This is a genomic window from Protofrankia sp. Cj5 (assembly GCF_917627405.1).
Lineage (GTDB): Bacteria > Actinomycetota > Actinomycetes > Frankiales > Frankiaceae > Protofrankia.
On record NZ_CAKJTO010000127.1, the window covers coordinates 1 to 12041 of the forward strand.

13 protein-coding genes are annotated in these 12041 nt (G+C 65.1%); 3 read left to right on the forward strand and 10 right to left on the reverse strand.

Annotation, left to right across the window (positions count from 1 at the left end; translation table 11 throughout):
* The first annotated feature begins 297 nt into the window (after nt 1-297).
* Nucleotides 298-717, forward strand: coding sequence for an ATP/GTP-binding protein (locus MJ777_RS19975; RefSeq protein WP_239310518.1), 420 nt, complete (start codon nt 298-300; stop codon nt 715-717).
* A gap of 75 nt (nt 718-792) precedes the next feature.
* A complete protein-coding gene (locus MJ777_RS19980; protein ID WP_239310513.1) occupies nt 793-1374 on the forward strand; it encodes an RloB family protein in 582 nt (193 codons plus the stop codon).
* 131 nt (nt 1375-1505) lie between these two features.
* Here MJ777_RS19980 and MJ777_RS19985 read toward each other — a convergent pair whose 3' ends face one another.
* The 4 genes from MJ777_RS19985 to MJ777_RS20000 all read right to left on the reverse strand — a co-directional run bounded on the left by MJ777_RS19985 (nt 1506) and on the right by MJ777_RS20000 (nt 4491).
* Nucleotides 1506-1871 carry a hypothetical protein gene (locus MJ777_RS19985; protein ID WP_239377432.1) on the reverse strand — a complete coding sequence of 122 codons (366 nt, stop codon included), beginning with the start codon at nt 1869-1871 and terminating at the stop codon, nt 1506-1508.
* Nucleotides 1872-1901: 30 nt separating this feature from the next.
* Nucleotides 1902-2315 carry a type II toxin-antitoxin system VapC family toxin gene (locus MJ777_RS19990; RefSeq protein WP_239377433.1) on the reverse strand — a complete coding sequence of 138 codons (414 nt, stop codon included), beginning with the start codon at nt 2313-2315 and terminating at the stop codon, nt 1902-1904.
* Nucleotides 2312-2665, reverse strand: coding sequence for a type II toxin-antitoxin system VapB family antitoxin (locus tag MJ777_RS19995; RefSeq protein WP_305039302.1), 354 nt, complete (start codon nt 2663-2665; stop codon nt 2312-2314). Before MJ777_RS19995 ends, MJ777_RS19990 begins: the two co-directional genes overlap by 4 nt.
* Nucleotides 2666-2811: 146 nt before the next feature.
* Entirely contained in the window at nt 2812-4491 is a 1680-nt protein-coding gene (locus tag MJ777_RS20000) for an Eco57I restriction-modification methylase domain-containing protein (protein WP_239377434.1), read from the reverse strand.
* Nucleotides 4492-4721: 230 nt separating this feature from the next.
* Between MJ777_RS20000 and MJ777_RS20005 the strand changes: the two genes are divergently transcribed.
* Nucleotides 4722-5222, forward strand: a complete 501-nt coding sequence (locus MJ777_RS20005) for a GNAT family N-acetyltransferase (RefSeq protein ID WP_305039913.1) — start codon at nt 4722-4724, stop codon at nt 5220-5222.
* A gap of 95 nt (nt 5223-5317) precedes the next feature.
* Here MJ777_RS20005 and MJ777_RS20010 read toward each other — a convergent pair whose 3' ends face one another.
* The 6 genes from MJ777_RS20010 to MJ777_RS20035 form a co-directional block, all read right to left on the reverse strand.
* A complete protein-coding gene (locus MJ777_RS20010) occupies nt 5318-6208 on the reverse strand; it encodes an LppX_LprAFG lipoprotein (RefSeq protein ID WP_239377435.1) in 891 nt (296 codons plus the stop codon).
* Nucleotides 6209-6317: 109 nt separating this feature from the next.
* Nucleotides 6318-7082, reverse strand: a complete 765-nt coding sequence (locus tag MJ777_RS20015) for a succinate dehydrogenase iron-sulfur subunit (RefSeq protein ID WP_239310507.1) — start codon at nt 7080-7082, stop codon at nt 6318-6320.
* 149 nt (nt 7083-7231) lie between these two features.
* On the reverse strand, nt 7232-8986 hold the full coding sequence (gene sdhA, locus MJ777_RS20020; RefSeq protein WP_255724405.1) for a succinate dehydrogenase flavoprotein subunit: 1755 nt from the start codon (nt 8984-8986) through the stop codon (nt 7232-7234).
* 29 nt (nt 8987-9015) lie between these two features.
* Complete coding sequence (locus MJ777_RS20025; RefSeq protein WP_239336415.1) at nt 9016-9453, reverse strand: succinate dehydrogenase hydrophobic membrane anchor subunit; 438 nt, start codon at nt 9451-9453, stop codon at nt 9016-9018.
* The gene (gene sdhC, locus MJ777_RS20030; protein ID WP_370651610.1) at nt 9453-9803 is read right to left on the reverse strand and encodes a succinate dehydrogenase, cytochrome b556 subunit; all 351 of its coding nucleotides are present in this window, start codon (nt 9801-9803) and stop codon (nt 9453-9455) included. Before sdhC ends, MJ777_RS20025 begins: the two co-directional genes overlap by 1 nt.
* A 378-nt stretch (nt 9804-10181) precedes the next feature.
* Nucleotides 10182-12041 (reverse strand): serine/threonine-protein kinase (locus MJ777_RS20035; RefSeq protein ID WP_239377436.1); only part of this gene is annotated, 1860 nt, incomplete at its 5' end.

Genomic DNA, 12041 nt, shown 5'->3' on the forward strand with positions numbered 1-12041 from the left:
ATGGCATCAGGCCACAGTTACAGTGTGATTTTCGTCAAGATCGTGCAAAAATTGAGCTCTGTCCACATCTGGCAACGAAGTGGGGCAGGCGATGCTGATTCGGTTCGAGGCAGCGAACTTCCGTTCGATCGTGGAACCCGCCGAGCTGTCGATGGTTGCGGTCGACGAGGAGGAAGTTCAATACCGCCCTACCAGCAATAGATTCGGCAACCAGCCCAGCTTCGGACCGGATACAGAGCCCCGGCGCTCGCGTCCTCGGGTCCGTCTCATGCACCGGCTGCCGGCCGCAGTCACCCGCTGGATTTCACCGCTGAGTCGGAAGGCACCCGGGTATGGTACCGGCTTGTCGGTCCTGTCCTTCAAACGTTGCGAAGTGGCTCCCTCCTGCTGTTCGACGAACTCGACTCCAGCCTGCATCCGACGCTGACCGCCGAGCTGATCAGACTTTTTCACGATCCGGCAACGAACCCGCGCGGAGCTCAGCTCGTCTTCACATCGCATGACACAACCCTACTTAACCATCTCAATCGGGATGAGGTCTGGTTCACCGAGAAATCCGCGAGCGGTGCGACAAGGCTCGGCGCACTGGCAGAGTTCGCGGGAGAGCGCGTGCGGAAATCACATAACATCGAAGACGGTTACCTGCAAGGCCGCTTCGGTGCGCTGCCTGACACGGACCGCACCGAGCTTCTCCGTAGTCTCGGCCTGATCGGCTAACGATCAATGGCGATCAGGAGGGGTCAACAGAAGCCACTCAGGCGGCGAGCCGGGACACGGCCGGAGCTTCGCACCTTGCTGGTCTTCTGCGAGGGGGACAAGACCGAGCCGGACTATCTGAACGGCTTGAGAAGACTTCCCGAAGTCAGGCGCAATGCGGCCGTCAAAATCGAGATCGACACCGATCACGGGGTCCCGCTGACACTTGTCAAATTAGCGGCCGAGCGCAAGAAGCGAAACGATCAAGTTGGGTCGGGCGCCGTGGACGAATACTGGTGTGTCTTCGATGTCGAGTGGCCGAGGAACCATCCGGACCTCGACCAGGCTGTAAGACTTGCACGCCAAAATGATATCAAACTGGCGATCTCGAACCCATGTTTTGAGATCTGGCTGCTGCTTCATTTCAAGGACCACACCAGGTGGACTGATACGGCTACAGCGGAATCTGAAAGCAAGAAGCACGACGGCCGCACGGGCAAGCGGATCGACGCCAGCGGCTACCTGCCGAAGAGGGCTGCCGCCGCGCGTCGCACCGCCGCGCTCGCCACAATGCACGAGAAGAACAATAAGCGCACCCCACATGATAATCCGTCATCCACGATGTTTGCGTTGCTCAACGCTCTCGGACAGGAAGCGCGCGGAGACGAACGGGACTAACAAAACTTCGCGCCCGCCTATCCAGACCTGGCTACTGCCTTCATGCGGACCTTGTCCCGACTCTGCTGGTCGACGATATCGGCCACCGGCAGGTAACTTTCGGCCCCATCGAAGGGAGCTGTCGCCTCCCGTCAGCCCGGGGCCTTGACACCGAGCTGCTTGCCCAGCGGCACCACGAAGATCTTGGCCTTCTGGGTGCCAAAGCCAGGCAATGTGGACGCCCGCCTGAGCAGTTCCCGACGGTCCGCGGCGGTTGTCCACAGCTGGCCGGTGTCGCCGTCGTAGGTGTCGATGATGATTCGGCACAGTGCCTGCACCCGCTCCGCCATCGACTCCGGAAACCGGTACGGCGCCTGCGGCGCGAGGTCGGCCGGGCCGTGGCCAGGGCGCGCCTCCAAGCCGGCCCTGGTGCTGGCAACGATGGGCGTTGCGCTGGGCGGTCCAGCGAACGGTCTTCCACCGCTGATCTGGGCTGAGTCGCCGCGTGGCACCGACACCGGTGGGCGCCACGGAGCCGAATTCGGCATTCAGCCCGGTCCGTGCTGGTCGGGAAGGCCAGCGGCGACCAGATCCGTATGGATGAAGTCGTCGCCCTTGAACAACAGCGGTTTCCGTCGTTCAGCCGCAAGCGCATAGGCGAAACAGTCACCGAAGTTCAATCGGGCGGGACTCCCGCTCCCCCTGCCGAAGTCTCGGTAGGCCTGCCGGGCGAGCGTCGCGTGCTCGGCCGTCACCGCCACCACCTCGATGTCCGCCACTCTTACCAGTTCGTCGAACCGGCGGCTCGCGACAGGGTCACGAGCCGAGTCGACGACGACCGCCGCCTCCACGTAGTTCACGGCGGACATGGCGGTGTCCGCCGAGACAAGAGCCGCCGCGTAAGCAGCCGCGTCAGGCTCGGCTCGGATGATAGCCACGAGGGCGGACGAGTCCACGATCATGCCGGTAGTCCGCGATCATCGTAGAGGTCGTCGATGCCGAACCCGCTCCCAACGACCGCATCCGCTATCTGGCGGCCAAGAGCGACGATTCGCTCAACTCGCTGCTCGCCCGCTTCTCGGTCGGCCCGCATACGGTCGAGACGTTCGCGAATCGCCGTGGTCACCGCCGTCGTGATGCTCTCTCCGGTCAGGTCAGACAGCTCACGGCCAAGCCGCTGTGCCTCGTCGTTTTTGATGTTCAGCGCCACCGCAACCACTTCCACCTTGGAGGCAAGATTTTCCTCCAAGGTACCATGGGGGCGTGGCGAGACGAGCCGGCTCGGCCCGTGCGCGCAGGCCAGCGATGGCATCGAAATGTTTGCCGCCGCGCACGGATCCGGCGGTCCCTGCGCCAGCTTTCTTCCGACCGGCGGAAGTTCTGGGTCTCTTTGAACGCCCCAGCGGGCGGCGAGTGCTTCTTCGAAGTCCTCGCGGGCACGGTCAGGACTTCACTCTCTCAGCCTGGCAGGTTGGCCAGGTCGAAGACGCGCAAGGCGGCGTCTGTCGCGGCGTCCACGTCGCGACGCTTGAAAGCGTCACGCAATGCCACGGTGTCCGTTTCGCTGATCGTGTCAGGATGAGGTACTCGGATCCGACGTAGGTACTGGGCCTGGAACCGCAGGGTTCCGCCACGCATCTTGACCGCGTACGCCACGATGAACGCTTCGGCCACCCGCGAGAGCAGGAGCCCGCCGAGGACTTGCAGATCCCAGGTGTCCGAGACTATGTAGTAGAGGTTGTGGTGTGGGTAGCATCCGCCGGGATCGAGAACCGGGTGCATGTTGGCTTTCATGTCCGGGAAGAGGAGTTTCGGTCTTTTGATAAGCCGGTGGTCGACCTTGTCGATCGTCTTGTACCAGCGGGCCGGCTGTTTCCTGGCGATATGACGCGCACGCAGCTGGCCGCTGTGCCGGCGAAAATACCGGCCGAGGCGAGGATAGCAGGCAAGATCAACAAGCTGGCCGTCGGAGCCCCAGGGGTTGATGAGATGCGTTCCCGTCCACGAGAACGAGCCACCGGCGGTGTCACGGACCATCGCCAGCGGAAGGAGACGGTCGTCCTCGACGTCCACACGTTCTGGCTCGGCTGTGATGAACACACTGTCCGCACCCGTGGCGACCCCGATACCTACCCGGGTCCCGGTCGAGCCGTCCTCAAGGCAGGGAAACCGATCGCCGAGGTCCTCCAGTATCGCAAGCCGCGCGGGTGAGGCAGCCGGCCAGGAATCCGTCCCGGCGAACCAGCGCGGAAGACGCGCGGCATGAAACGTCGGCGCGCGGATCGAGGTTCCCTCGCTCCCTGCCCAGTTCCGTAGCAACGCGGCCTCGTCGGCGCCGAAAGACGACGTCGTGTCGGCAACAACAGATGTTCCCTGCTGCGCACTTTGGATGATCGTGATGGCGGGATAGGCGGAGACCTGCTCAACGAACGCGTCCACATTGTGCACGGTGAGGACGACTTCAACGTTGCAGGAACGGCTCACCAGCTCGCGCAGCCGGCTGCCGTACTGGTTGCGCATCCAGCGGTCCGCGCAGATGAAACCGAGCCTCCCGCCGGGCCGCAGAATCCTCAGGCCGACTTCGTAGAAACCGACGTAGACATCCGCCCGCCCACCCATGGTGGGGCACGACGACCGGTAGGCTTTCATCCGAGCTTCGGGGACGTCTTCAAGGCGGATGTACGGCGGGTTTCCCACCACGAAGTCGGCGCCTCCGTACTCACGCTGGAGAAGAAAATCCCCCTGCCGGATCCACTTTCCGGCGAGTTTCCCGGCGCCTGGCATGTCCCAGCCGTTTTCGGTCATGAGCCGGATGGCGAGATCCCGGCTCGATCGCACGTTGCGGTCGAGGAGATCGAAGGAGTACACAGCGTCGGCGGCGTCGAGTGGCGAGCGGTCGTGGAGCTGGCATGAGGTGATCAGACGTTCAACTATCGGCCCGATAAAAGCCCCCGCGCCGCACGCGGGCTCCACGATCACGGCGCTGGTCAGATCCTTGTCGGGCGTGTAGCCAACCCAGTCCAGGATCAGTTCGACGATCCAACGTCGGGTGAACACCTCTCCATGATCGATCGCTGGCTGTGGCGATTCGGTCCGGGACGGAGAGCTGAGCTCGTCGAAGAGATCTTGGCTGACCACGGGTCGACGATAGCTTCGGGTAGGAGCTACTCGACGCAACAGGGACGACATGCCACGCTGCGGATCGTATCGTCAGTCATTGGCGACACGGTGCGTAAACGCCACGAGGGATGATCGTCGCTTTGCTCCGCCGGGCCTGGCTCCGGCAAGGTGGCGATGGCGGGCCAGCGATCCCGCTGGCGAGCATCGCGATAGCATCACCGGGTATGTCACCGGACGCGGATGACGCCGTGGTGCGCCAGGCCACGGAGAATGACGTTTCCGTGATCTTAAGCCTTGTCCGTGGGCTGGCTGAGTACGAGCGGGAGCCCGAAGCGGTCGTCGCGACCGAGACGGACCTGCGGACAGCGCTGTTCGGCCCGCGGCCAGCGGTGTTCTGCCACCTGGTCGAACGGGCTGAGACAGTGGTCGGCTTCGCCCTGTGGTTCCTGAACTTCTCGACCTGGACCGGTCGTCACGGTATTTATTTGGAAGATCTTTATGTTCTCCCGGAGCACCGCGGTCGAGGCTACGGGCGCGCGCTGATGAGCACGCTGGCCAGGCAGTGCGTGGCGCGCGGCTACGGCCGGTTCGAGTGGGCGGTGCTGGACTGGAATAATCCGGCGATTGGCTTTTATCGCGCAATCGGCGCGGTGGGCCTGGACGAGTGGACCACGCAGCGCCTGTCCGGTGAGGCGCTGACCGCCTTTGCCGAGAACCGCCACCTATTCCGCCGTGGACAGGATCAATAAGAGCGCCCCTGTGCCGGGTGCTCTTTATCTTTAGAGCGCGTTTGAGATCGTCATTCCGGCTCGCGGCGTCCGGTTCTGTCGCCGGCGAGCTCAGCTCATCCTGGCGCGATCTCGTTGGGCGGCGGTGCCGTTACGTTCAGAGGTATCCCGAAGTCCGAGTAGGTGACTGTCCGGGTGATCTCTGTGTGCGGGGCTGGGCTGTCGGACTCGGCGCTGGTGACGGTAATGCGGAGCTGGCGGATGAGTCCGTCCGCGTCGATCCAGGCCTCGGTCGGCTGGATGGCGCTTCCGAGGATGCTCTTGTAGTACTCGACGGTGGCCGTGCTGATGTTCCCTCGTTGGGATGCTGTTTCCAGGTTCACGGACAGCTTGTAATGGGTCGTCTGGATACCGTCGATGGCTTCCTCGCCCACGGTGGTCACCGGGGCCGACGCACCGCTCAGGAAGCCGAGCCGCAGCGCCGCGTCGTCGCCGACCCCGGGCTGTACGGTGCTTGCCGATGCGGTGCTGGAGGAAGCGGTAGCACCGCCACCTGGGACGACACGGGTCCAGCGCGGCGAGCCTGGCGCGCCGCCAGCCGTGATGCCGCGTTGGTAGAAGTCGGGACCGACGATCCGTACCTCGCTGCGACCGCCGCCGTCGACGTTGCGCACGCTCTCGCTCGTGCTGTGGACGAAGTCAACCGTGCCGGTCCCTGTTGTGGAGATCGTTTGTTTGCGGCCGGAGACGGAAACGAGGGCCGCCGCATAGGTGAAGCGAATTCTTGCTGTCTTCCGCGCGATCGTCGTGTCGTAGGAGGACTCCAGCGGAGCTGGTACGCCACTGGTCCGTGTCGGGCTCGCTGCCTGGGTCGGACCGATCACGACTGGTGAGGGGGGTTTGGCGGGGTCGCTGGAACAGGCCGCCGCGCTCAGCAACAGGCTGGCCGCCAGCAGGAAGATGCTGCCGGCAGCCAGCTGAACATCGCGCACAGCGATCCGAGCCATTCGCGGTCTCCCCGATCGTGAGCGCTGGCCGCCGTTGTGGAGATCCCCGGGCCGCCGAGCGCGCGGAAAAATTACGATCGCGCGCTTTTCGATCACTAGTCACCAGTCATTAGAAGCGCCGGAAGATGAGTGCGCGCTTGACCTCCTGAATTGCCTTGGTCACCTGAATACCACGGGGGCAGGCGTTCGAACAGTTGAAGGTCGTGCGGCAGCGCCACACCCCTTCCCGCTCGTTGAGGATCTCCAGACGTTCGTCGGCGCCCGCGTCCCGGCTGTCGAAGATGAAGCGGTGCGCGGCCACCATCGCGGCCGGGCCGAAGTACTCCCCGTCATTCCAGAACACTGGGCACGAGGTCGTGCAGGCCGCGCACATGATGCACTTCGTGGTGTCGTCGAAGCGCTCCCGGTCCGCCGCGGACTGCAACCGCTCACGGGTCGGCTCATGGCCCTCGGCGATAAGGTACGGCTTGACCGCACGGAACGCGTCGAAGAACGGTTCCATGTCGACGATGAGGTCCTTCTCGACCGGAAGGCCCTTGATGGGTTCGATCGAGATCTCCGGACCGAGGTCCTTGACCAGCACCTTGCAGGCAAGCCGGTTCGAGCCGTTGATCCGCATGGCGTCCGAGCCGCACACACCGTGGGCACAGGAGCGCCGGAAGGACAGCGACCCGTCGAGATTCCACTTGACGTAGTGCAGGGCGTCCAGCAGCCGGTCACTGGGATCGAAGGGGACGGTGTAGCTCTTCCACAGCGGCTTGGCGCTCACCTCCGGGTCGAAGCGCCGGATTTTCAGCGTGACGGTCCGTCCGGCCGTTGCGGTCGGACCCGAAGCGGCCGGTGCGGTGGTTGATAGATCGTCGGTGACAGTCACGCCGGACCTTTCTCACATCAGACCCACAGCGCGGGCCAGCACATCATAGGCCGCGCTCTGGGTGACCCGAACATCGAAACCTGGCCCCGGACCAATCTGAGAACGCCCGGCGTGGTCCGCAGCCTCGAGTGAAACCGGATTGGGTTCCGTCAGTACTTGCGTTCCATCGGCTCGTAGCGGGTCATGGCGACGGGTTTGTAATCCAGCCGGATCTCCGCTTCGGGCGAGCCGGCGACGAGCGGCCCGGAGCGGTAGGCCATCGTGTGGCGCAGGAAGTTGACGTCGTCCCGGTTCGGATGGTCCTCCCGCGAGTGCCCGCCGCGGGATTCGTTGCGGGCGAGCGCGCTCACCACCAGGCACTCGGCAAGGTCGAGCAGGAAGCCCAGCTCAACCGCTTCCAACAGTTCGGTGTTGTAGCGCCGGCCCCGGTCGGTGACACCGACCTGCTGGTAGCGGGTTTTCAACCCGGCAATGTCGGTGATCGCCTGCTTGAGCGTCGTCTCGGTGCGGTACACCGACGCGTTGACGTCCATGGTCTCCTGCAGCTCGCGACGGATGGCCGCCGGGTTCTGGGTGCCCGCGCCGTCGCGGAGCCTGGTCAGGAGCCCTTCGACAAAGGCTGCCGGGTTCTCGGGCAACTCGGTGTGACGATGCGTCGCGATCGCGTGTTCGGCGGCGGCAATGCCCGCTCGGCGGCCGAAGACATTGATATCCAGCAGCGAGTTCGTTCCGAGCCGGTTCGCGCCGTGCACGGACACGCATGCGACCTCCCCGGCCGCATACAAGCCCTTGACGATGTCGGTGTTGTTCCGCAGAACCTCGGCGTCGATGTTCGTCGGGACGCCGCCCATGGCGTAGTGGGCGGTCGGCTGGATCGGGATCGGGTCGGTGTAAGGCTCGATGCCCAGGTAGGTGCGGGCAAACTCGGTGATGTCAGGGAGCTTGGCGTCGAGCTGCTCGGGCGGCAGGTGGGTCAGGTCGAGATAGACATGATCACCATTCGCGCCACAGCCACGGCCAGCGCGGATCTCGGTGTAGATGGCCCTGGCCACCATGTCCCGGGGGGCGAGGTCCTTGATGGTCGGCGCGTAACGCTCCATGAAGCGTTCGCCGTCCTTGTTGCGGAGGATACCGCCCTCGCCACGGGCACCCTCCGTGAGGAGGATGCCCATCTTCCAGATGCCAGTCGGGTGGAACTGGTAGAACTCCATGTCCTCCAGCGGCAGCCCGCGCCGGAAGATGATGCCCATCCCGTCGCCTGTCAACGTGTGCGCGTTCGAGGTGACCTTGAAAACCTTGCCGAACCCGCCGCTGGCGAACACCACCGACTTCGCCTGGAAGACATGCACCTCACCGGTGGCCAGCTCATAGGCGACGACCCCGGCCGTGACGCCTTCGGTGAGCAGCAGGTCCAGCACGTAGAATTCATTAAAGAATTCGATCTTGTGCTTGACGCACTGCTGGTAAAGCGTTTGCAAAATCATATGGCCGGTGCGGTCGGCCGCATAGCACGACCGCCGGACAGGCGCCTTGCCGTGGTCACGCGTGTGGCCACCGAAGCGCCGTTGGTCGATCCGGCCTTCCGGCGTGCGGTTGAACGGCAGGCCCATTTTCTCCAGGTCGAGGACCGCGTCGATGGCCTCCTTGCACATGATCTCGGCCGCGTCCTGGTCGACCAGGTAGTCGCCGCCCTTGATCGTGTCGAAGGTGTGCCACTCCCAGTTGTCCTCCTCGACGTTGGCCAGGGCCGCGCACATGCCGCCCTGAGCCGCGCCGGTGTGGGAGCGGGTGGGATACAGCTTGGTCAGCACGGCGGTGCGACAACGCTTGCCGGCTTCGAGTGCCGCGCGCATCCCCGCGCCGCCGGCACCCACGATGACCGTGTCGTACTTGTGAACCTGCACCGCTTGGACCTCCGCCTTCCCAGGCGCCATCAGGAGATGTTCGGGTCGAACGTGAAGATGACCAGCGATCCCAGCGTGATGACCAGGCCTGCCGACACATACAGCAGCATCTTCAGCCAGAACCGGGTCTGTGCTCGCTCGGCGTAGTCGTTGATCACTGTCCGTAGGCCATTGGTTCCGTGCAGTTCGGCGAGTACGAGCATGAGCAGATCCCAGGTCCGCCAGAACGGCGAGGCCCAACGGCCCGCGACGAAACCGAAGCCGATCCGTTGCACCCCGCCATCAAGGATGTTCATGATGAACAGGTGACCGAGCACGAGAAAGAGCAGCAGGACCCCGGAGATTCGCATGAACAGCCACGCGTACAGCTCGAAGTTCGTTCGCGCCTTCGGGCCGCCCGGCCGCCGCCGCGGGCTGCGCGGTGTCTCGATGGCCGGGGCGGCAGCGCCGTTGATTGTCGTCGCCATCAGGACGCGCTCCCGAACAGGGTCTCGAACATGTGCTTGAGCATGAAGAAAGCACCGGGGACGACGAGGACCAGCCACACCACGATCTCGGTGTAGAGCATCTGGCGCTGGAAACGGGGACCGGATTTCCAGAAGTCGATCAACGTGATCCGGATCCCGTTGAGTGCATGGAAGACGACCGCGGCTACAAGCCCTACCTCCATCAGGTTCACGATCGGGTTCTTGTAGGTCGCGATCACACTGTCATAGGACGACGGTGACACCCGCACGAGCGCGGTGTCCAGGACGTGGGCGAACAGAAAGAAAAAGATCAGTACGCCGGTGATCCTGTGCGCAACCCAGGACCACATCCCTTCACGGCCGCGGTAGAGCGTTCCCGCTGGTGCCTTCGGCACTGAAAGCTCCTCCGGACCTGCCTGCCGACAGGCTGGTCCTGATGGTCCCGTCCGATGACTCTTGGTAACCTAGCTGGCCCGAAGGGCCCGCGCCGGCAGCTGGAGCGAAGCCGAGTGGCGGGTTCGGGGGGCACTAAGCACCTTGAGACATCATGCGGACGATGGTTTGTGTGGACCCGATGTTAGTGCTGAGCCCATGGAGGGGCATGCCAGCTTCGGTGACACTTAGGTGAAGTATGTCACAGAAAGTGATCGCTTTCATTATGTTTCGAGGCTGGCGGCCATCCGTTGTTGATCAGAGAGATCCCCGGCGGTCCCGTGGGCTTTGAGGCGTCACGAAGCCGGCTGCGCTGTCGCTGTCGGTGTCGATGTGCTGGGCGGGGACGACGCGGGCAGCGTCGAGGTGGGCGAGATGGCCGGCGCCGTGGGGCTCGCGGCGACGCTGGTCGGCGTCGGGCTGTGGGCCGCCGGGTCGGTCTCGATGGGCGTCGCCGCGGGTGGGGTGGTTGACGCGCTCGGTGATGCCCTGCGGCTGGCCGGAAGCCTGAACGAGGGGGCGAGGCCGGTCGGGAGCACCCGAGGATTGAGGTTGTTCTGCTCGTCCGCCGTGCTGGTCGCCGCGGGGATACCGTTCCCGCCGGGGTTCTGCGGCTGGGTGGTGTCGGACCCGGGGGTGAGGATCCCGCTGAGCGCTATTGCCGCCCCAGTCGCCACCGACGCGGCGGCCACCGCGATGATCACAGCCCGCCGGAGCGGCGGCTCACCGTCTCGGCCGGTGGCTGACGCCGGCCCATCACCGTGATGATCAAAGCTGAAGGGTGTGCGGGCTGGGCCGATCGCGATGTCGCCGGAGACTGGTAGCAGACCGTCGTCTTGATCAGAATGTCTGCCGGTGCTGTATCCGGCGGAGCCGGGCGAGCGAGAGCCACCCCGATGAGCCGTCAGCGCGGTGGTGCCCGTGACCCCCGATGCCCCGGCCGCCGCGGGGTCCTTGCGCAGCCCCACCGCAAGCGCGGTCATGGGCTTCTCATACAGCGCGGAGCCGATCGAAACCTCGGCGATCTCGATTTTGTCGGCCATGGAGCCGACGGCTGTCAGCTCATCGCCCTCGCTGGCGGCAGCGGGCGCGCTGGCGGTGTTCCCGCTCGCCGTCGTCGCGCCGCTGGCTGTGGTCCCGCTGGCTGTGGTCCCGCTGGCTGTGGTCCCGCTGGCTGTGGTCGGGCTCAGGGCGACGGCGTCGGCATCCGCATCCCCGATGGGCAGCAGATCGCCGCCGACATCCTCGAGACCGGCCGAACTGGACTCGACCGGCGCCGCGTCACCTTCGTCCGGCCTGTTGACGTCTGGTTTCGGCCGACCGCTGATGACGGAGGCGGGTACCGCCGCGGTGCCCTGGGCGATCGGCGCCAGCCGCTGGCGTATCTCGGCCGCCTCTGGACGCTCCGGCGCGGGCCGGTCGAGCAGATCGGTGAGCAGGCCACGCAGTGGGCCGGCGAGCCGGAACGGACGCCTGCGTCCCTCCACCACGGCGGTGAGAACCGCGTACGTTTCCGGTCCTTCGAACGGAGGCTGCCCCTCCACCGCCGCGTACAGCGTGGCGCCGAGCCCCCACAGGTCGCTCGAGGGAGTACCGGAGGAGCCGCGGACCCGCTCGGGGGCGATGTAGGCGGGCGAGCCGACGAGCGCGCCTGTTCCCGTGAGCGTAGAGTCGCCATCAGTGGCCGCAATTCCGAAGTCGGTAAGCCGGACATGGCCGTCCCGGCCCAGCAGTACGTTGCCGGGCTTGATGTCGCGGTGCAGCACACCCGCGGAGTGCGCGGCGGCGAGCGCGTCAACGAGAGTGAGGCCAATTGCCGCGACCCGCGCTGGTGGGAGTGGGCCGTTCGCGCGGATGACCTCTCCCAGGCTGTCCGCGTTGACCAGCTCCATGACGATCCAGTGGCGTTCGGCTTCCTCAGCCACGTCGTAGACGGCGACAATCGCCGGGCTGTGCAGGCGGGCCAGCGCGCGGGCTTCGCGCAGCACCCGCGTTCGGATCGCGTCGCGCTCGACCTGGGTTCCGGCAAGTGGAACGAGGATCTCCTTGATCGCTACTGGGCGCTGGAGAAGTTCGTCCTCGCCGCGCCAGACGACACCAGCGCCACCACGACCGATTGGAGTATCCAGACGGTAACGTTGAGAGACGTATCGGGG

Coding starts and splice junctions, on each gene's coding strand:
- sdhC (WP_370651610.1), bottom strand. CDS start 9,803: ATGTGGTCCTGGGTTGCGCACAGGATCACCGGCGTACTGATCTTTTTC.
- MJ777_RS19990 (WP_239377433.1), bottom strand. CDS start 2,315: ATGATCGTGGACTCGTCCGCCCTCGTGGCTATCATCCGAGCCGAGCCT.
- MJ777_RS19995 (WP_305039302.1), bottom strand. CDS start 2,665: ATGCCATCGCTGGCCTGCGCGCACGGGCCGAGCCGGCTCGTCTCGCCA.
- MJ777_RS20010 (WP_239377435.1), bottom strand. CDS start 6,208: ATGGCTCGGATCGCTGTGCGCGATGTTCAGCTGGCTGCCGGCAGCATC.
- MJ777_RS20025 (WP_239336415.1), bottom strand. CDS start 9,453: ATGGCGACGACAATCAACGGCGCTGCCGCCCCGGCCATCGAGACACCG.